At 68.8% G+C, this 21,865-nt stretch carries 19 protein-coding genes; 8 read left to right on the forward strand and 11 right to left on the reverse strand.

Annotated features, from left to right (window positions below; translation table 11 throughout):
* Positions 1–60: 60 nt before the first annotated feature.
* The gene (locus tag VFZ70_04185) at positions 61–441 is read right to left on the reverse strand and encodes a hypothetical protein (GenBank protein ID HEX6254989.1); all 381 of its coding nucleotides are present in this window, start codon (positions 439–441) and stop codon (positions 61–63) included.
* Positions 374–1,246, reverse strand: coding sequence for a hypothetical protein (locus VFZ70_04190; GenBank protein HEX6254990.1), 873 nt, complete (start codon positions 1,244–1,246; stop codon positions 374–376). The genes VFZ70_04185 and VFZ70_04190 overlap by 68 nt, the downstream gene beginning before the upstream one ends.
* 401 nt (positions 1,247–1,647) lie before the next feature.
* Between VFZ70_04190 and VFZ70_04195 the strand changes: the two genes are divergently transcribed.
* The 4 genes from VFZ70_04195 to VFZ70_04210 all read left to right on the forward strand — a co-directional run bounded on the left by VFZ70_04195 (position 1,648) and on the right by VFZ70_04210 (position 3,705).
* Positions 1,648–1,902 carry a ribbon-helix-helix protein, CopG family gene (locus VFZ70_04195; GenBank protein ID HEX6254991.1) on the forward strand — a complete coding sequence of 85 codons (255 nt, stop codon included), beginning with the start codon at positions 1,648–1,650 and terminating at the stop codon, positions 1,900–1,902.
* The gene (locus VFZ70_04200; protein HEX6254992.1) at positions 1,899–2,201 is read left to right on the forward strand and encodes a type II toxin-antitoxin system RelE/ParE family toxin; all 303 of its coding nucleotides are present in this window, start codon (positions 1,899–1,901) and stop codon (positions 2,199–2,201) included. Before VFZ70_04195 ends, VFZ70_04200 begins: the two co-directional genes overlap by 4 nt.
* A 136-nt stretch (positions 2,202–2,337) precedes the next feature.
* Positions 2,338–2,742, forward strand: a complete 405-nt coding sequence (locus VFZ70_04205; GenBank protein ID HEX6254993.1) for a DUF805 domain-containing protein — start codon at positions 2,338–2,340, stop codon at positions 2,740–2,742.
* Positions 2,743–2,898: 156 nt separating this feature from the next.
* Entirely contained in the window at positions 2,899–3,705 is an 807-nt protein-coding gene (locus tag VFZ70_04210; GenBank protein HEX6254994.1) for an aldo/keto reductase, read from the forward strand.
* Positions 3,706–3,753: 48 nt separating this feature from the next.
* Here the strand turns inward: VFZ70_04210 and VFZ70_04215 are convergent, their stop codons facing one another.
* Positions 3,754–5,139, reverse strand: coding sequence for an AarF/ABC1/UbiB kinase family protein (locus VFZ70_04215; GenBank protein HEX6254995.1), 1,386 nt, complete (start codon positions 5,137–5,139; stop codon positions 3,754–3,756).
* Between the two features lie 6 nt (positions 5,140–5,145).
* Here VFZ70_04215 and VFZ70_04220 point away from each other — a divergent pair, with 6 nt between their 5' ends.
* The 3 genes from VFZ70_04220 to VFZ70_04230 are packed head-to-tail and all read left to right on the forward strand — an operon-like array spanning position 5,146 to position 11,118.
* The gene (locus tag VFZ70_04220; GenBank protein ID HEX6254996.1) at positions 5,146–5,934 is read left to right on the forward strand and encodes a protein phosphatase 2C domain-containing protein; all 789 of its coding nucleotides are present in this window, start codon (positions 5,146–5,148) and stop codon (positions 5,932–5,934) included.
* Positions 5,935–5,943: 9 nt separating this feature from the next.
* Positions 5,944–6,351, forward strand: coding sequence for a YjbQ family protein (locus tag VFZ70_04225; GenBank protein HEX6254997.1), 408 nt, complete (start codon positions 5,944–5,946; stop codon positions 6,349–6,351).
* Between the two features lie 12 nt (positions 6,352–6,363).
* Entirely contained in the window at positions 6,364–11,118 is a 4,755-nt protein-coding gene (locus VFZ70_04230; GenBank protein ID HEX6254998.1) for an NAD-glutamate dehydrogenase domain-containing protein, read from the forward strand.
* A gap of 5 nt (positions 11,119–11,123) precedes the next feature.
* Here the strand turns inward: VFZ70_04230 and VFZ70_04235 are convergent, their stop codons facing one another.
* Positions 11,124–12,407 carry a citrate synthase gene (locus VFZ70_04235; protein HEX6254999.1) on the reverse strand — a complete coding sequence of 428 codons (1,284 nt, stop codon included), beginning with the start codon at positions 12,405–12,407 and terminating at the stop codon, positions 11,124–11,126.
* A gap of 98 nt (positions 12,408–12,505) precedes the next feature.
* Between VFZ70_04235 and VFZ70_04240 the strand changes: the two genes are divergently transcribed.
* Positions 12,506–14,308 (forward strand): alpha-amylase family glycosyl hydrolase, encoded by a 1,803-nt coding sequence (locus VFZ70_04240; GenBank protein ID HEX6255000.1) that lies wholly within the window; start codon positions 12,506–12,508, stop codon positions 14,306–14,308.
* Between the two features lie 259 nt (positions 14,309–14,567).
* Here the strand turns inward: VFZ70_04240 and VFZ70_04245 are convergent, their stop codons facing one another.
* The 7 genes from VFZ70_04245 to speB form a co-directional block, all read right to left on the reverse strand.
* Complete coding sequence (locus VFZ70_04245) at positions 14,568–15,593, reverse strand: glucosyl-3-phosphoglycerate synthase (GenBank protein HEX6255001.1); 1,026 nt, start codon at positions 15,591–15,593, stop codon at positions 14,568–14,570.
* A gap of 6 nt (positions 15,594–15,599) precedes the next feature.
* Complete coding sequence (locus VFZ70_04250; GenBank protein ID HEX6255002.1) at positions 15,600–16,322, reverse strand: plastocyanin/azurin family copper-binding protein; 723 nt, start codon at positions 16,320–16,322, stop codon at positions 15,600–15,602.
* 120 nt (positions 16,323–16,442) lie between these two features.
* Positions 16,443–16,754, reverse strand: coding sequence for a cytochrome C oxidase subunit IV family protein (locus VFZ70_04255; GenBank protein ID HEX6255003.1), 312 nt, complete (start codon positions 16,752–16,754; stop codon positions 16,443–16,445).
* Between the two features lie 52 nt (positions 16,755–16,806).
* Entirely contained in the window at positions 16,807–17,430 is a 624-nt protein-coding gene (locus VFZ70_04260) for a cytochrome c oxidase subunit 3 (protein HEX6255004.1), read from the reverse strand.
* Between the two features lie 3 nt (positions 17,431–17,433).
* The gene (gene ctaD / locus VFZ70_04265; GenBank protein ID HEX6255005.1) at positions 17,434–19,383 is read right to left on the reverse strand and encodes a cytochrome c oxidase subunit I; all 1,950 of its coding nucleotides are present in this window, start codon (positions 19,381–19,383) and stop codon (positions 17,434–17,436) included.
* Positions 19,384–19,423: 40 nt separating this feature from the next.
* Entirely contained in the window at positions 19,424–20,527 is a 1,104-nt protein-coding gene (locus VFZ70_04270; protein ID HEX6255006.1) for a c-type cytochrome, read from the reverse strand.
* 258 nt (positions 20,528–20,785) lie between these two features.
* Positions 20,786–21,856 (reverse strand): agmatinase, encoded by a 1,071-nt coding sequence (speB, locus tag VFZ70_04275; GenBank protein HEX6255007.1) that lies wholly within the window; start codon positions 21,854–21,856, stop codon positions 20,786–20,788.
* Positions 21,857–21,865 lie beyond the last annotated feature (9 nt).

Below are 21,865 nucleotides of genomic sequence, written 5' to 3' on the forward strand. Positions count from 1 at the left end.
CCGCAGGATTGGCGGCCTGAACCGACCGCAGTTGCTGGAGCGCGAGGTTCTGGCCGTCGGTCAGCACGAACCAAAGCCGACAGCGGCGCTGTGCGCGGCTTCGCCGCCGCGGGCTGCCGCCACCGCTGCCGATGCTGTGGAGCTGTGGTACGCGTCGTCACCGTGAAGGCGGACGCCATCAACATCGACGGCGAAGACGATCGGGTCGTCGCTGTCCTCGTCGGGATGCTCCCCGGTACACAGGAACCCGCTGGGCGCGACTTCTTCGTACCGCGCCTTCGCGTCCGCGTGTGGGGGATTGTCGCCCGGCTGGTTGGTGGTGGGCACGGGACGTGAGCTTGCGACGACCCAACCGGTCTCACCCGCGCTGTCCTCAATCGCGTCGAGAATGTCTTGCTTGAGCACCGGCTCGTCGTGACCCTCCTCGGCGAAGTACATCACCGACTTCGAGCTTCGAGCAGTGGTGCGGGGCGAGCAGGACGTCCCACGCCGTGTTCTCAGGATCCCGGTTGTATTCGATGAACACGCGCTTGAGCGGCGGATAGTCCAGATCGCCGAGCAGCATCACGCGGCCACTCATGTCGCCCTCCGTCAGCGAGATCTGCATCCCCAGGCTGGTGGCGTTACGCGCCCTAGTGCTGTCGTCACCGAACGGTGAGTGGAGGAACGCCTGGAACGTCCCGGCGAGGTCAGCGCCGTCCAGCTCCGTGATCACTTCACCAGGCCGCCGCTTGTAGCGGGGCGGCAGCTCGGCGTAGCGATCCTCATCCAGGATGTCGTCGTTGCCGATGACCATGACGCGATCGCCGGAGCTGGCGTCACCGTCGAGACAGATGAGATCGACGCGGCGCAGCGCCTCATCCACGAACGCCTGCGCATCCTCGGACAGACTCTCGTGCTCCTCGTAGTCGCGGAACACCCGTGGTGTCGCCCACAGCTCGCCGATCGTCAACTCGCCCGCGTCGACCAAGTCCATCAACGCGGTGAACCCGCGGCAGTGATCCAAGTCGGCGTGGGTCAGCGCGAACACTGCCAGGTACTTGTGGTCCGGGTCCGCAGGATCAGGCGGCAGAATGTCCATGAGGGAATCCACGACCGGGTGGACCGGTGTCTCATCGTCGTCCGCTGCGGCTTGGTGATGGATGTCGACCTGGACGAACAGATTGTCATTGACCTTGATCGTCGTGCTGTCACCGGTGCCGACAGGCCAGAACACGAACGCGCGGGCCGGGAGCTCGATCTCCATGGAAGATCCTCTGCAGGTCGCCTCGCCCAGGACGGCTTCGGCGACGGTCGAACATACGTGCGATCGAGTATGCCGCACACTACCAAGGGTGGCCTGTCCGTTCGGACGGGGCCACGACCCTGGGACGAGGCCCATGGCGCGGACATCCCACGGCGTCACCGTCGAAGGGCGACCGAAGCGCGACCCGCTCCAAGTGCAGACTCGCGCGGCGAGCGCACGGACGGGCCCTGCGCGGCTGCCGTCCAAGCAGTCAGATGCGGCCGTCACTGCCGCGGCGGCGACGGACGCGGCGTGGCAGACCTGCGACCACGCCGCACGGCTCGACTCGCTACGTCGCCGTAGGCGCGACCGTAGGTGGGCGGGTTAGTATGATGTTGTCATACCAAGGGAGATTGCCGCTGATGGCTGTCAAGAAGGTCGCCGTGACGTTGCCCGAGGAGCTGTTCGACATGGTCGAGCGGGCTCGCAAGATCGAGCACAGGTCGCGTTCCGAGGTCATCCAGGAGGCGTTGCGGACGCACTTTGGCGAGCCCGTGTACGTCCCGACCGATGAGGAGCGGCGCATGCTCGACCGTGCGCTGGCGGACCTGCGTGACCATCCCGAGTCTGGGCGGTCGTGGGACGACGTCCGTAGTGAGCAGTGGCCGACTGAGTGAAGCTGCTGCTTCGGCCGGCGGCGGTCGACGACATCCGCGCTGCGCGCGAGTACTACGCGGACGCGGACCCAGGCCTCGCCGAGCGGTTGGCCGAGGACCTCGATCGGTTGTTCGCGATGCTGGAGGCGTTCCCCCGCAGCGCCTCGGTGGTCGAGGGCTATGAGTCGGTCCGGCGGGCGCTGCTGCGGCGGTTCCCGTACGCCGTGTTCTACCGGTTCACCGAGCCCGACCGGATCGATGTGCTGCGTGTCGTGCACACCGCGCGGTCACCGGCGACCTGGCCGGAGGAGTCGACCTGATCTCTGGAATCGAGCGCCGTCCGACGCCCCGCGTGTAGCAGTTCTGTAGCAGTCACCCCTCCGCACCCGGCTCCGAGGTGCATCGAAGTGGTGCGTGATGTTACGGAATGTGGGTCGCTGAGGCGCCTAGAGCAGCCTGCAAAGCCCTTATTCGCGGGTTCGATTCCCGCCCCGGCCTCCTCGGCGCGATCGCACGGTCCGCGGCGGGCGATCAGCGGCGCGAACGGGGCGCCAGGAGTACTGGATGTTCGTGCTGGTCAACACGGTGATCGCCGTCGTGCTCGGCCTGATCGACCGCGTGCTGTTCGGTGAGAACCTGCCGGTGCTCAGCGGGCTGTACGCCGTCGTCGTGCTGGTCCCCGCTCTCGCGGTGGCCATCCGGCGGCTGCACGACACCGGCCGGTCGGGGTGGTGGCTGCTCATCGCCCTGATCCCGTTGATCGGCCCGATCGTCCTGTTCGTCTTCTACGTGCTGGACAGCAACCGCGACCCGAACCAGTACGGCCCCTCGCCGAAGTACAGCGCGCGGGCCGCCGCCTGATCCCGGCGTCGGTCCCGGCCCGACCGCTCGACGAGCCGGCTTCGGGTCGGTCTGTCCGCAGCGACGGCTCGCGCGTGTAGCTCCCCGGCGGGAGCGGGTACGTATGCAGGGTCGGATTCGACACATGTCCGCGACCTCCGGAGGAGCGACGTCGTCATGCGCACCGAGACCATCAAAGGCACGTCCGTGCCGGCACTGGGCTTCGGCACGTTCCAGCTCGCCGGCGACGAGTGCGAGGGTGGCGTACGCCACGCGCTCGACGTCGGCTACCGCCACATCGACACGGCGCAGGCGTACGGCAACGAGGACCGCGTTGGCGCGGCGCTGGCGGGCAGTGGCATCGACCGAAGCGACATCTTCCTGACGACGAAGATCGACAACGACAACCACACCCCCGAGGATGTGCGCTCCTCGACCGAGGCGAGCCTGCGCAGGCTGCGGACCGACTACCTCGACCTGCTGCTGATCCACTGGCCTGTGGGTGGCACGCCGCTCGAGGACACCCTCGACGCCATGGCCACGCTGCGCGACGAGGGCAGGGTCCGCCACATCGGCGTGAGCAACTTCCCGCCCGAGCTGATCGAGCGCGCGGTCGATCATGCGCCGGTCTTCGCCAACCAGGTCGAGTACCACCCGTTCCTCGGGCAGGACGAGCTGATCGACCTGGCGCGCAAACACGACCACCTGCTGACCGCGTACTCGCCACTGGCGCGCGGCAAGGTCTTCGGCGACGAGACACTGGAGGCGATCGCCGCGGACCACGGAGCGAGCGCCGCACAGATCGCGCTGGCGTGGTTGATCGCGCAGGACCACGTGGCGGCCATCCCGAAGGCCACGTCGCCGGAGCACATCACCGCCAACTTCGCGGCGTCCGGCATCGACCTGTCCGACGACGAGATGGCGCGGGTCGCCGCCCTCGAGCGAGGTGAGCGCCTGATCGACCCGCCGTTCGCGCCCTGGTAGGGGTGCCTTCGCGTCCGCGGCGCCGGCACGCCGGCGCCGCGGCACGTTTCACGCCAGGAACGGCGACGCCGCGATGAACGGCGCCTCCTGCTCCGCGAGCGGAGTGGACGGTGGCGCACCGCGGATGAACTCGTCGCTGATCCGGTACCAGTTCGCGGTCGCGCGCAGCCGTCCCAGGATCGAGTTGACCCCCCACTGGATGCGGTTGAGCAGCAGGTAATCGGGCGGGAGGTTCAGCTGACGCAGCAGATCGAGGTATCCAGCGCGCGGATCCGTCGTGGAACGGATGACCTCGCGGGCGAACTCCGGTGTGTACGTCCACGGCGCATCGGCGAGGATGGGCCGGTTGAACATGCGGAACCACGCCATCAGGCGATTCCGATCGACCTCGCGTGCGCCACGCTCGGGCAGGAAGCCGGCGCGGTCGAGCAGCGCGGTGAGCTCCTCGACGTCGGCGCGACGGACCGAGTGCAGCTGCTCGCGGATGGCGTCCCGGGTGGCGGACGAGAACAGCTTCACGCTGCCGAAGTCCAGGAACACGACGCGGCCGTCGCCGGGGAACAGATAGTTGCCGGGGTGCGGATCGCCGTTGAACAGCCGGAACCGGTGCAGCGAGCCGTGGACGAAGCGGTAGATGATCTCGCCGTACCGCTGCCGCTCCGCCTCGGTGCTGGTACGCATCATCTCGTCGAAGCTCGCACCCCGCGCGTGGTCCATCACGATGATCCGCGGCCGGCAGTACTCGGTGTGCACCCGCGGTACCGTGATGAAGGGATGGTCGTCGTAACGCTCGTGGAACGCCGCCTGGTACTCCGCCTCGCGCTGGTAGTCGATCTCGTCCACCATGCGGTCGCGCAGCTCGTCCATCAGCGGACGGATGCGCAGGTTGGGCGAGATCATGCGCGCGAGCGGCGCGAACAGCTCGGCGTTCGCCAGATCCGACTCGATGGCCTCGGCGATCCCGGGGTACTGGACCTTGGCGACGACATCGGTCCCGTCCGGCAGGCGCGCCCGATGGACCTGGCCGATGCTCGCGCTGGCGAGCGGTCGGTCGTCCCACGCCGCGAAGACCTGCGCGGGATCCGCGCCGTACTGCTCGGTCACCACGCCCCGGATCGCGGCGGGATCGGCCGGCGGGGCCGCGTCACGCAGATCGGCCAGCACCTCGTGGTACGTCGCCTGTGCCTCGGGCGGCAGATCCAGATCGACGAAGCTCGCCAGCTGCCCGATCTTCATCGCCGCGCCCTTCATCGAGCCCAGCAGGTCGAGCATCTTGTCGGCCGTGGCCGCGTGGAAGCGCAGGTCGGCCTCGTCGTGGTCGCCGATGCCCCGCAGACGCGAGACCAGGTAGTTCGCGCTGGTGGATGCCGACAGGCGCGCCAGAGCTGCGCCTCGTGAAACACGCGACGCCGTGGAATGATCCTCCAAGGACATGCGCCCATGATGCCCCGTGGACACGACCGCATCGCTGACGCCCCGGACACGGGTGTCACGTCGGCGACGCTGCTGGGCCGTGCCCACCGGTTGTCCGGTCAGGTCGCGGTCGCTGACGCCGGGGGTCGGGCGGCCGTCGGGCTGGCACGGGGGTGGATGCCGAAGCCGTACGCGTACGTGGATCCCAACGAGGACGTCGTGGCGTGCTCGGTGGCAGACCACGGCCACCTGTTGATCGTCGCGGACGGCCACAACGGCCATCGGGCGTCACACGTCGCGGTGGCCGAGGTCATGGACACCTTCGCCGATGCCGTGCCGGAGCACTTCGACCAGGACACCGTCCTCGATGTCTCGGAGGCCGTCGAGCGGCGCATTGCCGCCGCCAACGCCGCCGACGGGCCGCGGTCGCGCACCACGATGGTCGTCGCCCTGCGCACGGCCACCCAGCTGTGGTGGTTCGCAGCGGGTGACTCGGCGCTGACGATCGTCAGCGCTCGCCGCACGGGCCCACTGCCGGCTGCGACCCGCTGGTTCTTCGGTGACGGTCTGGACCGCGGGGCGCTCGCCCGGTCGCTCGCGTCGGGGCGGATCGCGGTGCCCGACGGAGCGTGGGTCGTGCTCGCCACCGATGGCTACACGGACTACCTTCCCGACCACCTCACCGTGTCGTCGGCCACCGCCGTCGCCGTCGCCGGCGTCGACGAACCCGCGGATGCCGCGCATGCGCTGCTCGACCAGGCACGGCGTGGCGGCGCCGGCGACAACGTCGGTGTGGCCGTCAGCGCGGCGTGGTAGAAGCGACAGATGGACACGACCTCGATCCCGATCACGACAGGTGAGCAGTTCAGTGTCGTCGACATCACGGGCCCGGTCTCCGAGTGGGTGCGGGGACGCGGAGATGGTCTCTGCCATGCGATGGCGCAGCACGCCACCGCAGGTCTGGGACTGATGGAGACGGGATCGGGAAGCGAGATCGACGCACAGAACGTGCTGCGGCGGCTGCTGCCGGCCGACGACCAGCACTACCGGCATCAGCACGGCAGCGCCGGGCACGGGGGCGACCACGTGCTGCCGCTGTTCGTCTCACCGTCACTGACGCTGCCGGTGATCGACGGCCAGCTGGCGCTGGGAACGTGGCAATCGGTTGTGTTCGTCGATCCGAACGTCGACAACCCCAGACGGCGCGTCCTGCTGGCGTTCCTGCCGGGGTGAACCGGGGCCGAGATGAGCCAGACCGTCCAGTCGAGCGACGTCGTCGCGGGGGTCCTGGAGGAGCTGCGCCATCCGCTGCACGCCCTGGGATCCGACCTCGCAGAGGTGGTGCTGCGTCGCCACCCCCACGGGCTCCCGGCTGATCCCGAGACGCGTGTCGCCGTCATCGCCAAGGGTGCGCGGTTGATCGCTGAACGGTCACGCGGGACGCTGGCACTGGAGGTCTACAACCCGTCGACCAACGCCGGCTCCGTCATCTCGGTCGTTGTCGAGGACGCGCCGTTTCTGATGTCGACCGTGGCCAGCCGCCTCGAGCTGTCCGGTCTGCAGATGGCGAGCCACGCGTATCCCGAGTTCGGCGTCGAGCGGGACGACGACGGGACCATCTGCGGTCTGCGGTCGGCGCGTGGCGCGGAGGAGCGCCAGACCTGGATCCACGTCGAGCTCGACCGCAGGCTCGACGAGGACCGCATCGAGAGGCTGCGCGACCAGTTGCGAGGTGTCCTCGGCGACGTGCGCCGGGCCACCGGCGACTTCGACGCCATGCGGGCGCGGGTCGAGCGCATCGCCGACCGCGTCGCCGAGCTCGACGAGGCCGAGGAACCGCACGCGCTGCTGCGCTGGCTCCTCGAGGACCACTTCGTCTTCCTGGGAGTGGTCGACCATCGGCACGCCGACGGCGAGACCACCGTCGTGGGTGGCAGTGAGCTCGGGGTGTTCCGCCGGCCCGACGACAGGCCAGACGACCACGCATCCGGACTGGTGATCGACGTGGCCGGTCCGGTGGCGGCCGATGGTCCGCTGCTGTCGGTCTCGCTGACGCACGAGCGCAGCACCGTCCATCGCAACGAGCGCATGATCGACATCGTCGTGCGCCTCGACGACGCGGACGGCGTCACGACGGCACACCGCATCGTGGGGCTGTTCGCGAAGAAGGCCACGTCGGAGCCCGTCACGGCCATTCCGGTGCTACGCGGCTGGGTGGACGAAGTCACGGCGGCTGAGGACGTCGTCGCCCACTCCCATGACGAGCGGATGCTGCGGTCCGTGCTCGAGGCGTTGCCCAAGGACGCGCTGTTCACCACCGGTCCGGAGCAGTTGGCGGAGGTCTTCGACGCACTCGTCCGCGACGAGCGCGCGACCATCCGCCTGCTCACCTGGACGCACGAGCCGTCCGCGGCCGTGGTCATCGTCATCGCCGTCCCCCGCGCCCGGTTCGACGCCGACCTGCGGAGCCGCATCGACGAGCTGGTCGCCCGACGCCTGTCGTGTGTGCAGGCCGAGCCGTTCGTCGGGATCCACGAGGGCCAGTCGCTGCTGACCTACGTCCTCCAGGCCGACGCCGACGTCACCGAGGGCATCGACGAGCTGACCGACGGCCTGCGCGCGGAGATCGTCGAGCTCAGCCGGACGTGGGGTGAGCGCCTGCTCGAGGCCGCCCGCGCGGCCGGCCGTGCCGATGAGGTCGCACCGTGGATCGATCGGCTGCCGGCGACCTACCGCGACAGCATCACGCCGGACGAGGCCGTCGAGGACTGCTGCGCGCTCGCGGCGCTGGCCGCCGACGCACAGGAGCACGACGGCGAGCCCGAGCGTGATGTTCAGATGCGGGTGACGATCGCCGACCGCTCGGGCGGCGCCGGCCCCGCACTCGACCTGCGGTTCAAGCTGTACCGGCGGGGTCCGGCGGTCGAGCTGTCACGGTTCGTGCCCATCCTGGAGAGCCTGGGTCTGGTCGTGGTCGAGTCCGTGCCGCACGTGCTGCACCACGGTGAAGCTGGCCACGACGGGCTCGATCTGCGCATCCACGACTACGGCGTGCGGCTGCGGGTGGAGACCGAGTTCCACCTCGATGACGACGGCCGCCGCCTGGCCGGCGCCGCGTCGGCGATCTGGGCCGGCCACGCCGAGGCGGACTCGCTCAACCAGTTGGTGCTGCTGGCGGGGCTGCACTGGCGGGACGTCGCGGTGATCCGCGCCTACCGGCAGTTCCGCCGCCAGGTCGGGACCACGTTCTCCGCGCAGTTCCAGAACGACGCGCTCTGCGCCTACCCCGAGATCGCCCGCGCGCTGCTCGAGTACTTCGTGGCCCGGTTCCGTCCCGGCGTCGCCGGGGGTGACCGCGTCGAGGACAGCCGCGCCTGGCTGCTGTCCCAGCTCGAGGGGGTCAACCGGCTCGACCAGGACCGCATCCTGCGCGGGTACCTGGAGCTGATCGACGCCACGGTCCGCACCAACCGGTACCGCGACCCGCGGCCGCCGCAGATCGCGCTCAAGTTCGACTCGTCGGAGATCCCCGACCTGCCGAAGCCGGTGCCCTACCGCGAGATCTTCGTCTACAGCCCGCAGATCGAGGGCGTCCACCTCCGCGGTGGAGCCGTCGCGCGAGGCGGTGTCCGCTGGAGCGACCGTCAGGAGGACTTCCGCACCGAGGTGTTGGGCCTCATGAAGGCTCAGATGGTCAAGAACGCGGTGATCGTCCCCACGGGGTCCAAGGGCGGGTTCGTCTGCAAACGTGAGGTCCCGGCGGACGAGATGGGCGACGAGGTCCGACGCCAGTACGAGGCGTACATCCGCGCACTGTTCGACGTGACCGACAACATCGTCGACGGCGAGGTGCGTCATCCCGAGGAGGTGGTCTGCCACGACGGTGAGGACGCGTACCTCGTGGTCGCCGCCGATCGCGGGACGGCGGCGCTTTCGGACGTCGCGAACACGATCAGCGGGGAGTACGACTACTGGCTGGGTGACGCGTTCGCGTCGGGTGGCTCGCAGGGCTACGACCACAAGGACATGGGTATCACGGCGCGCGGTGCCTGGGTGGCGGTCCGGCACCACTTCCGCGAGCTGGACATCGACGTCCAGAGCGAGCCGATCAGGATCGTCGGCATCGGCGACATGTCGGGTGACGTGTTCGGCAACGCGATGCTGCGCAGCCGCGCGGTGAAGATGGTCGCAGCGTTCGACCACCGCGACATCCTCATCGACCCCGATCCGGACCCCGAGGCGTCGTACGAGGAGCGCAGGCGGCTGTTCGAGAAGCCCGGCGCGACCTGGCAGGACTACGACCGCGACGCGATCAGCGAGGGCGGTGGCGTCTGGTCGCGGGCGATCAAGCGCATCGAGCTGACCGACGAGGTGCGTGATCTCATCCGCAGCGAGGAGAAGTCGCTGACCCCGCCCGAGCTCATCCGCGCACTACTGCGTGCGCCGTCCGATCTGCTGTTCGCGGGCGGGATCGGGACGTTCGTCAAGGCGTCGTCCGAGCGTCACGCCGACGTCGGCGACCGCGCGAACGACGCCGTGCGGGTCGATGCCGATCAGGTGGGCGCCCGCGTCATCGGTGAGGGAGGCAACCTGGCCGTCACCCAACGCGGGCGGATGCAGTACGCCCGTCGCGGGGGGCGCATCAACCTCGACGCCATCGACAACGCCGCTGGCGTCGACACGTCGGACCGCGAGGTCAATCTCAAGATCCTGCTGCGCCAGGCGATCGACGCCGGTGAGCTCGAGCCCGACGACCGCGACCAGGTGCTCGCCGACGTCACCGACGACGTCGCCGACAAGGTGCTTGACGACGTCGCTGCGCAGACACGACTGATCAGCGAGGAATCGATCGACAGCGCGGCAGAGCTCGACGCGTACGAGCAGCTCATGGGCGACCTCGAGTCCTCGGGCCGCCTCGACCGTACCGTCGAAGCCCTGCCGGACAGCGAGGAGATCGCCAGGCGCCAGCAGGCCGGCGGGGGACTGACGCGCCCCGAGCTGGGACTGCTGGTCGGCTACGCCAAGTCCGATCTCGCAGCTCGCCTGGCCGACAGCGACCTGCCGGGACGCGACGGTCTCGGCGCGTTGACCGACCAGTACTTCCCCGACGCGATCATCGACCGGTTCGCCGACCTCGTCCAACAGCACCGGTTGCACGACGTGCTCATCGCGACGCTGCTGGCCAACGACCTGATCAACCACCTGGGCATCACATCGGTGAGCAGGACCGTGCACCAGCTGGGCTGCAGCGTCGCCCAGGTGGCGGGCGCCTACTGGCTCGCGCGGCAGGTCAGTGGTGCGGCCGGCGACTGGGAGTGCATCGAGGGGATGGATGACATCCTTGCACCGGGCCTGCAGCGGCAACTCAAGAGGCCGGTCGATCTGCTGGTGGGAAGCTACACGCGGCGCTACGCGTCCCGCCGGCTGCCCGACGACCTCCAGGCGCGGATCGAACGCGATCGCAGCGCGTTCCTCGAGCTCGAGGACGTGTGGCCGAGCGACCCGCCGCACGGGGTTGCCGTCGAGCGACGCGATCTCGTGTCGGCGGTCGTCGACGCCGGGGTCGACCGAGACGTGGCTGAACGTCTCGTGTCCCGGCCGGACCTCGTCTACGTGCCAGATGTCGCCGACATCGCCGCCGAGCGTGAACGTTCCGTGCAACAGGTCGCCGCGGCCTTCATCGAGGTCGGCCGTGAGCTGCCGCTCGAGCAGCTCCGCGTGAAGATCAACGCGACGTCGCCCGAGGGGCGCTGGCAGCAGTGGGAGCAGAAGACGCTGCTCGACGAACTGCACAGCGTGCGCCGGCTGGTCGCCCGCCAGGCGATGGACGCTGCACCCGATCTCGACGGTGGGGACGCCGTGGGGCGTCTGCTGGATGATCGCACGCAGCAGGTCGAGCGCATCTGGAGCCTGTTGGCGGCGATGGCTGAGGACGAGGACACCACCGATCTGGCCCAGGCGTCGGTCACGATGTCAGCGCTGCGCGGCGTGCTCGAGTAGCAGGGTCAGCGCTCGTCGATCGGCGTGAGGTCGCGCTTCTGGGCGCCTGTGTAGATCTGTCGGGGCCGGTTGATCCGCGTGTGCGGGTCGTGCGTCATCTCCTTCCACTGCGCGATCCAGCCGGGCAGGCGCCCGAGGGCGAACAGCACCGGGAACATCGGCAGGGGGATCCCCATCGCTCGGTAGATCAGCCCCGAGTAGAAGTCGACGTTGGGATACAGCCGGCGCTCCACGAAGAAGTCGTCGTTGAGGGCGACCTCCTCGAGGCGCTTCGCGATGTCGTACAGCGGATCGCTGCCCACGAGCTTGCCGACGACGCGGTCCGCGGTGTCCTTGATGATGCGGGCCCGCGGATCGTAGTTCTTGTAGACCCGGTGACCGAAGCCTGGCAGGCGGAATGGGTCGTCGGGGTCCTTGGCGCGCGCGACGAAAGCGTCGACGTCGTCATCCGACGCCTCGATCATCATCAGCGTCTTGACCACGTCCTGGTTGGCGCCACCGTGGCGGGGGCCCCACAGGGCCGTGATGCCCGCGGAGATCGAGCCGTACAGGTTGAGATGGCTCGACCCCACCATGCGGACCGTCGACGCCGAGCAGTTCTGCTCGTGGTCGGCGTGGAGGACCAGCAGCATCTCGAGCGCCTCCGCAGCGTCCGAGTCAACGACGTACGGCTCGGCCGGCACCGCGAACATCATGGACAGGAAGTTCTGGGCGTAGTCGAGATCGTTGCGCGGATAGATGTAGGCCTGTCCGATCGACCGCTTGTAGGACCAGGCGGCGACAGTGGGCAGCTTGGCCATCAGCCGGAAGATCGAGATCTCGACGTCCTCGGGGTCGCTCGGATCGTAATGATCCTGATAGAACGTCGACAGCGCGTTCGTTGCCGACGACAGGATGGCCATGGGATGGGCATCCGCCGGGAAGGCGTCGAAGAAGGGACGCATGTCCTCTCGCAGCAACGTGTGTCGCGTGATGTTGGTACGGAACCGCTCGAGCTCATCAGAGGTGGGCAGCTCACCGTGGATCAGCAGGTAGGACACGCCGAGGAAGCTCGCGTCGGTCAGTTCCTCGATCGGGTAGCCGCGGTAGCGCAGCACGCCCTGCTCGCCGTCGATGAAGGTGATGGCGCTCTGCACGCTGCCGGTGTTCGCGTAGCCCGGGTCGTAGGTGATGAGTCCGGTGTCCGAACGCAGCTCGCGGATGTCGATCGCCCGCTCGCCCTCGGTGCCGACGATGACCGGAGCCTCGAACGTGGTCCCGTCGAGCTCGATCCTTGCGTGTTCGCTCATCCCGCAACGCTTTCCGCCGGCGACCTGGTGACGATGACGGGCGACGCCGCCCCGGCGCGAGCCTACCCGCTGCCTGGAAACGGCGAACTGACGCGGCGATGCGCACCCGACGGCGGCGCGGCGGCGCCGTGATGCTGAAGGACCACCACCTCGACACCGCGGTCCGGGAGCGGCTGCGCACCCACCTCGGGGCGCTGTATCCGACCGACGAGGTCGATCCGACGCTCGACCGATTGTGGTGGCTGCTCGAGCGCTTCGCCGCCGACGTCGGGGATCGGGTTGCCCGCGACACGCTGTTCGACGAACGTGACGTCGCGCTCATCACGTACGCCGATCAGATCAGTGAGCCCGACGAGCCGCCCCTGCGATCATTGCGTGAGTTCCTGTCGGAGCGGGTGGCCGGCGCCATCACCGGCGTCCACCTGCTTCCGCAGTACCCGGCTACGTCCGACGACGGCTTCGCGGTGGCCGACTACCACGCCGTGGATCCGGCCCTGGGCACGTGGCACGACGTGACCATGCTGGCCCGCGACTTCCGGTTGACCCTCGACGCCGTCATCAACCACGTCTCTGCGCGCGGGTCATGGGTCCGCGAGTGGCGTCGCGACGCCGAGGCGTTCGCCGACTTCCTGATCGAGCTGCCCTACGACGCGGACACGTCGTCGGTGACCCGGCCGCGCACCACACCACTGCTGACGCCCATCGAGACGACGTCGGGCTTGCGCTTCGTGTGGAGCACGTTCAGCGCCGACCAGCTGGATCTCAACTACGCCAACCCCGAGGTGCTGCTCGCCGTCAGCGAGGTCTTGCTCGACTACGTCGCCAAGGGCGCGAGCATCCTGCGGCTCGACGCGATCGCGTACCTGTGGAAGGAGCTCGGCACCACCTGCATCCACCTGCCGCAGACGCATGAGGTCATCCGGCTGTGGCGCACGATGTTCGACGCCGTCGCACCCGGCACGCTGCTGCTGACCGAGACCAACGTCCCTCACGCCGAGAACGTCTCCTACTTCGGTTCCGGAGACGACGAGGCGCACATGGTGTACCAGTTCCCGCTGGCGCCGCTGACGCTGTCAGCGTTCCACCTGGCGGACACGTCCCAGTTGCAGGAGTGGCTCGCCACGATCTCGACGCCGTCGCCGCAGACGACGTTCTTCAACTTCCTGGGCAGCCACGACGGCATCGGTGTCCGTCCCGCGGAGGGCCTGCTGACGCCGGCCGAGATCACACACCTGTGCGACCTCGCCCAGGCCCACGGCGGTGGGGTCTCGCACCGGTCGAACCCCGATGGCTCCCAGTCGCCGTACGAGCTCAACACGGTGTTCTTCGACGCACTCAACCCGGTCGGGTCGACCGAGACGCTCGCGCGGCTGCTGAAGCGGAACCTCGCCGCACAGTCGATCCTGCTGTCGCTCGCTGGCATGCCCGCGATCTACGTGCACGCGCTGCTCGGCAGCCGCAACTGGCACGAGGGCGTCAGGCAGACCAAGCGGCTGCGGTCGATCAACCGCCAGAAGTTCGATCGTGGCGCGCTGGAGGCGGAGCTCGACGACCCGAGGTCCATGCGTCACCACGCGTTCCGCTCGTTGCTCTCGCGGATCAGGGTGCGCACGCACGAGCCGGCGTTCCACCCGTCCGGTGCGCAGCGCATCATCACGTCGCCGCGCACGCTGCTGGCCTACGAGCGCAGCGCGCTGGACGGGTCGAGCCACGTCCTGTGCGTGCACAACGTCACCGGGCGCCCGCAGGCGTTCGTGGCGGACGCGTCGGACGGCGTGACCGCGCGAGGCCGACTGGTCGATCTGATAAACCCGAACCGCACCGCTACCGCCGACGCGCACGGTCGCGTCTCGTTCACACTCGAGCCGTACGGTGTCGCCTGGATGCGCCAGAAGCGGTGAGGGCCGCACGGGGCGACGGCGTGAGAGTCGGCCCACCCGTGGGGAGATTGTCGCGTCCCGGCGTTGACAGGTCTCCCCACAGGGGTTGCCGGCTACCGGTGGGGAAGTTGTCGCGTCCCGGCGTTGACAGGTCTCCCCACAGGGGTTGCCGGCTACCGGTGGGGAAGTTGTCGTGTCCCGGCGTTGACAGGTCTCCCCGCAGGGGTTGCCGGCTACCGGTGGGGAAGTTGTCGTGTCCCGGCGTTGACAGGTCTCCCCGCTAGCGCACGGTGGCGATCGGCGGGCGTTCGACGTCGGTCACCTCGGTCGGTTCGAGCGTGATGCGGCCGTCGGCGTCCCGGCCGAACTGCACGTAGCGCGGGTCGAGCGCGTCGGCGAAGGTTGCGCGCTCCGCCGCCGCCAGCCGTCGCAGCGCGACGGTGGCGATCGCATACGACATCCGCGACAGGTTGTACAGCGTCTGGTTGCGGTGCACGCGTCGACCGACGTCGACCTGGGCGATCGCATCGGCGCCGCGCAGCGCGAGGATGTCGATGAGCAGGCCGATCTCGACGCCGTAGCCCGTGAAGAACGGCACCTGCTCCAGCACGGTGCGGCGTCCGGCGTACTCGCCCGACAGGGGCTGCACCAGTCCCGCCAGCGACGGCCAGAACAGGTTGAGGAGCGGTCTGGCCATGAGCTCGGTGACCCGGCCGCCACCGCTCGGCTGCAACCCGCCGCCGGCGTCGATGGGGCGATCGTAGAACGCCTTGACGAAGTCGATGCCATCATCGAGCAGCAGGGGAGCGACGATCCCCCAGACGAACCGTGGGTCGGGGTTGCGGATGTCGGTGTCGACGTAGGCGACCACGTCTCCCGTCGTGACCCGCAGGGCGCGCCACAGCGCGTCGCCCTTGCCGCGGGCGTGTCCGAAGTCGGCGAGGATCGCACTGTCGTCGTGGACGGTCGCGCCCGCCTCAGCGGCGATCCGGACCGTGCCGTCGGTCGACGCGCCGTCCAGTACGACGACCTCGTCGACCAGCCTGCCCTTCAGGCGCATGCCTGCCTCGACCACGCCGCCGATTGTCATCGCCTCGTTGCGTGCGGGCAGGACCAGGCTGACGGTCGTCCCTGTGGCGTGCCTGGCGGCGACAACCCGATCCAGATCGAGGTCGTCGGTCGAGAACGTGCGCCGCGCGAACCAGTCGGTCAACGCCAATCTGTCCCCGCCCTCCGGCTCGCTGCGCTCGCCCTCACGCTGTTGGTCCCTGCCCTCCGGCTCGCTGCGCTCGCCCGGCACGGGCACCGCCGGTCAGCCTTCGCTCGCTCCCTCGGCCGCCGCACCGGCCTCTGACGTGTCCGCGCCCGGCTCGGACGGCGCCTCGTCGCCCCCGGCGGCCGCCTCGGCCGAATCGGATACCGTGAACGTGCCCTCCATGGTCGCGCGGTGACCGGGCACACTGCAGTAGTAGGTGTACTCGCCAGCCTCCAGCGTGACCGTGGCCTCGTCGGTGTCGCCGCCCGCCGCATCGAGGACCGTCTCGTCGCCGAGCTCCTCGATCGTGACGTTGTGCTCGATCGCCCCGTTGTTCTCGAACGTCAGATCGACGTCGCCGGTAGGCAGCTCGGAGGGTGCGGACTCGTACTCGATGTCGATCGCGACGAAGACCGGCTCGTTCGACGCGGTCTCGCCGCCGCCCTCGCCGTCACCGCCGCCGCCCTCCTCCGAGGCGCTGTGCTCTTCGAGGTCGCGCATGCCCGCCGCCGATGCGGCCGCCCCGGCCCCGACGAGCCCGATGAGGCCGATCGCGAGGGCGACGCCGAGGGACCGGGCCGAGATGCGCTTGCGCGCCTCGACCCAGAACGCGGCCAGCATGATGTAGCCGGCTGCGAGCAGCGCGACGAAGGAGGCCCCCAGCTCGGACACCGTGAGCAGAACCCTCGACAGGCTGATGCCGACCAGCAGCATCACGCCGATGATCGTGACGGGCAGCACGAACGGTGTGAAGAAGCGGTCGCGGAGGTCGTCGCCCATACTGTGTTCCTGTCCGGCGGAGCCGTTATTTGGTCGTTGGGAGTCGAGCGTTAGCGGGAGGACCAAGCTCGTGGAACCAGGCCCCACGACGCTCTTTCGATCGAACGCGGTCGGGGCCGGCTAGAAGTTGCCGCCGGCGTACAGCATCAGACTGATGGTCGCGGCGTAGACCGCGAGCGCGAGCACCAGGCCAAAGAAGAACAGCCGGCGGTACCAGCCGCTGTCGAAGCGCAGGTGCATGAACCAGAGGATGACCAACAGGAACTTCAGCACCGTCAGCACGATCAGTGCGGGGATGGCGACGTTGGCCGACAGCGAGGCGAACGAGATCGTCACCTCGATCGCGGTGAAGACCGCGAGGATGATGCCGATGACGATGTACTGGGAGGCGTCTGGATGATCCGCATGCTCTCGGTCGTCGGTGTCGGACACGTCCGTACCTCTCCTCTCTGGGTGCTATGGCTCAGGTACTACGGCGCACGTGCTACAGCGTCGCCTGCTCGTAGGGGATCAGATACACGGCTGTGAAGATGACGATCCACACGATGTCGACGAAGTGCCAGTACAGCCCGATGTTCTCCACGACCTCGCTGTTCTCGGAGGTCAACCGGCCGCTCATGGACCGTGACCACAGCGTGATCAGCATCAGCACGCCGACCGTGACGTGGATGCCGTGGAAGCCGGTCATCAGGTAGAACGCCGAGGAGAACGGGCTCGTGTCGAGTCGCATGCCCTCGTTGACGAACACCGTGAACTCGTAGATCTGGCCGGACAGGAAGACCGAACCCATCATCGCGGTGGCGAGGATCCAGACGCGGAACGCGCGGTCGTCACCACGTTGGATAGAGGACAGCGCCAGCACCATGCCCAGCGACGACATCAGCAGCACGAACGTGCTGACCGACGTGAACGGGATGTCGAACAGCGCAGGCGAGATCTCCGGCTGGCCGTTGTAGCGCCCGTAGTAGACCAGGTACGCCGAGATCAGCGCCCCGAAGAACAGGCACTCCGAACCCAGCAGGGTCCACATGCCGATCTTCTCGTTGGACAGCCCGAGGCTCGTGGCGTGCGCCTCGTGACTCGCCTCGGCGGTCGTGAGCTCTGCCATGCCCTAGTGCCCTTCCTCGGCGCTGGGTTCGAACGCCCAGGCGAACAGCGAGCCGACGGTGATGACGCTGCCCACCGCCAGCATGACGATCATCAGGTTGCCGCTGGTGAACAGCGCCCAGCCCATGATCGGCAGGCCGACCGCCGACATGGCCGGGAAGACCGACGGATCCGGCATGTGTATGTCGGAGTCCTCGACCTCGCGCACCACGATGGCGCCTGAGCCACCGGCCGGAACACGGACGTAGTCACCGCTGTCGGACACCGCGTGCTTGCGGTGCCACAGCTCGTCGCGGGCGCTGATCTGGGGGATCTCGGCGAAGTTGTAGTGCGCGGGCGGCGACGTGGTCATCCACTCGACGGTGCGCGCGTCCCACGGGTCGTCGCCCGCCAACTTTCCGCGCCGCAGCGACACGACGACGTTGAGCAGCAGCAGTGCGATGGACGCGGCGATCAGGAAGGCGCCGTAGGTGATGATCAGGTTGAGCTGCTCCCAGCCGAACCCGGCGTAGTACGTGTCGATGCGCCGCGGCATGCCCCACAGGCCCAGGAAGTGCATCAGGCCGAACGTGACGTTGAAGCCGATGAGCAGTGTCCAGAAGTTGATCTTGCCCCACGTCTCGTTCATCAGGCGGCCGGTGACCTTGGGGTACCAGTAGTAGATGCCGCCGATCGCGCCGAACACCAGGCCGCCGAACAGCACGTAGTGGAAGTGCGCGACCACGTAGTACGAGTCGGTCTGCTGGTAGTTCGACGGCACGACCGAGTGCGTGACACCCGACAGGCCGCCGATCGTGAACATCGCGACCGCGCCGATCGCGAACAGCATCGCGCTGGTCAGACGGACCTTGCCGCCCCACAGCGTGCCTACCCAGTTGAAGATCTTCACGCCGGTGGGCACGGCGATGAACATGGTCGTCAAACCGAACGCCGTGTTCGCGACCGGACCCATGCCCGCGGCGAACATGTGGTGCGCCCACACGCCCCAGCCCAGGAAGCCGATGGCCACTCCGGCAAACACCATCGCGGTGTAGCCGAAGATCGGCTTGCGGGAGAACGTCGGGATGATCTCGGAGATGATCCCGAACGCGGGCAGGACGAGGATGTAGACCTCCGGATGCCCGAACAGCCAGAACATGTGCTCCCACAGGATGGGATCGCCGCCGGCAGCGGGGTTGAAGAAGTTCGCGCCGAACCGCACCTCGAACATCAGCTGCCACAGCGCGATGCCGATCACCGGCAGCGCGAACAGCAGCAGGAAGGCGACGATCAGCGTCATCCAGGTGAACACCGGCATGCGCATCAGCGTCATGCCGGGAGCGCGCATGTTGAGGATGGTCACGATGAAGTTGACCGCCGACGCCAGCGTCGCGATGCCGGCGATCTGGAGCCCGACCGAGTACAGCAGCATGCGGCCGGAGTGCACCTGGTAGGCCAACTCGCCGGAGCCGCCGCCGGTGGTGTAGCCGGACACGTCGGGGCCGACGGTCGTCGACAGCGGGGCGTAGTTGAACCACCCACCGTCGGGCAGCCCACCCAGCACGATGCCGGAGTACATGAAGATGCCCGCCGCGCAGAACACCCAGAAGCTGAACGCGTTCAGGCGTGGGAACGCGACGTCCCGCGCGCCGATCTGCAGCGGCATGATGTAGTTGAAGAACGTCGCACCCAGCGGGATGCCGACGAAGAACACCATCGTGATGCCGTGCATCGTGTACAGCTGGTTGTACAGCTCAGGTGACAGGAAGTCGTTCTCCGGCACGGCCAGCTGCACGCGCAGCAGCAACGCCTCGACGCCCGCGACGACGAAGAAGAACATCGTCGCGATGAAGTACATCATGCCGATCTTCTTGTGATCGGTCGTGGTGACCCAACTCCACAGGCCGGTCGTTGCCTTTGGCCGCTGGAGGATCCTCAGGCCGGTCGAACCGGTGTCAGCGGGGACTGCGGTCATCGGGTGCACCCTCTCGCGTCGCTATGGGCGGACATGGCGGTCACTCCAGCGTGTACAGGTAGGCCGACAGTGCGTCGATCTGCTCGTCGGACAACCCGAGGTTGGGCATCTGCGACCCAGGCTTGACCTCCTGGGGGTTGCGCAGCCACGCGGCCAGCTGCTCGGGATCGTCGACGTCGAAGATCCCGCCCGCGAACTTGTTGCGGCTGGCGAAGTGCGTCAGGTTCGGACCGATGCGGACCTCAGCCGCCGCGCCGCCCGCCGCGGACTCGTAGCCGTCGATCGCGTGGCAGTTGATGCACGTCTGCGACTCGAACAGCTCCTGGCCCTCCGCCGCGAGCGCGTCCGTGGCGGGTTCGGCGGGCTCGGTCTGCGACGCCAGCCAGGCCTCGAACTCGTCGGGTTCGTGGGCGATGACCTCGAAGCGCATCCGTGCGTGGCTCAGGCCGCAGAACTCGGCGCACTGGCCCGGGTACGTCCCGGGCTCGTCGGCCTGGATCGTCAGCGGGCGCGTGTGCCCCGGGACCACGTCCTGCTTGCCGGCGAGCCGCGGCACCCAGAAGCTGTGGATGACCCCGTTGCTCACGGGCTGACCTACCTGGGGCTCCTGATCGAAGCCGGGATCGGGCTGCGTGGCCGACAGCGACTGCATGTTCAGCGCGACCGGGCGGTCCGTCGGGATGTGCAGCTCGTTGGCGGTGATGACGCCCTGACCCTCGTCGCCGAGGTACTCGAACGCCCACCAGTACTGCTTGCCGACCACGCGGACGTCGAGTGCCTCCTCGCCGGGGTCCTCGGCGAGCTCGAAGATCGTACGCACCGTCGGCACCGCGATGCCCACCAGGATCAGCGCTGGGATGATCGTCCACAGCAGCTCGAGCCGCGTGTTCCCCGCGACCTGCTTGGGGATCTCGTCGCCGCCCTTGTCGCGGAAGCGGAACACGGCGATCAGGATCAGGGCCTGCACGATCACGAACACGACGACCGCGATCCAAAAAACCAGATCCCACAGCTGGTCCTGGCTCTGCGCGACCGGTCCGGCGGGGTTCAGTGCGCTCTGCGGCAGCTCCTGCACGCCGCACCCGGCGATCGGCACGCCGAGCACGATCGTCCACGCAGACCACCGACGCCTCGCGGCCCTCATGTCATGAATCCGGCGCGGGTAGCGCTGTGACACTGACGCGTCCTCTCTGGTGGTCTGCTGTCCGGCGGAGCCGGTCCGCCAGTCGTTCGTGGAACCAGGCCCCACGAATTGCCTGTTGCCGCCTGCCTCGCGGGCCGGCGGGCAGTGTACGACGCCGCTCGTGGCTCGCCTCGATGGTGGGGGGCGGCCGCCCGTGGCGTCGTTGCCGCTAGTGTGACATGCCGCCGGGCAGGCCCCAACCCGCGTACCGTCGAGGCGTCACCGCCGGCCGCCGCGACGTAGCGCCATGCCCGTCAGCAGCTCGAGCACGACGCGGTTCGCCAACCGCGCCGTGATGTCGGCGGGCTGGTCGTAGTGCGGTGCGACCTCGACCAGGTCGGCGCCGACCACGTCGGTCTCGCGCCCGATGCGCTGGACTGCGTCCAGCAGCTGGCGCGCGGTCAGCCCTCCGGGCTCGGGCGTGCCGGTGCCCGGCGCCATGCCCGGGTCGACGACGTCGATGTCGATCGACACGTACACGCCCCGCGCGCCGTCGCCGATCGCCGTGGCGACCGCCTCGTCGACGACAGCGTCCAGGCCCCGCCGCGTGATGTCCGCCATGAACCAGCTGCGCATCCCCTGCGCCCGCATCCAGGCGACCACGTCCGGTGGCGGCCAGTAGCCGCGCAGCCCGATCTGAACGAACCGGGAGCCCGGCACGGCGCCGGACTCGATCAGTCGGCGCATCGGCGTGCCGTGGCCGTGCAACTGTCCGTAGTGCGACTCGGCCGTGTCGGCGTGCGCGTCGAAGTGCACGAGCGCGACGTCGCCGGCGCCGATCTCCCCGGCCACTGCCCTGGCGCTCGGGAACGTCACGGTGTGGTCACCGCCCAGCAGCACAGGGACTGCATCGGCGCGCCGGATCGCGGCGACGACCTGCTCGATGCGTTCGAGCGACAGTTCGGTGTAGCCGGGGACGACCGCCACGTCGCCCACGTCGACGACGTCGAGCGCCGCCAGCGGATCGATCCCGGCCGTCAGGTGGGGCCGCGCACCGTCCCGGTCGAGGTAGTCGCCCGTGCGGATCGCCTCCGGGCCGAACCGTGCACCCGGCCTCGCGGTCGTGCCCCAGTCGAACGGGGCACCGACGATGGCGACCATGCCGGACCGCAGATCGCCGAGGTCCGCCGGCGGCACCCCGGCGAACGCGGGGTGGAGGTGGGCGAGGTGCGCATCGGCCGGTGGCGTGGGCGGGACCGGGGTCGCAGGATCCGCCGGACGTGGGCGGTCCGGTCGGGACGGCGTGTCGTTGCGGGGTGTGGGATCCGCCGGGGGCGTGGGATCGGTCATGTCGTCGGC

It is taken from the genome of Euzebyales bacterium (assembly GCA_036374135.1).
Taxonomy (GTDB): Bacteria; Actinomycetota; Nitriliruptoria; order Euzebyales; family JAHELV01; genus JAHELV01.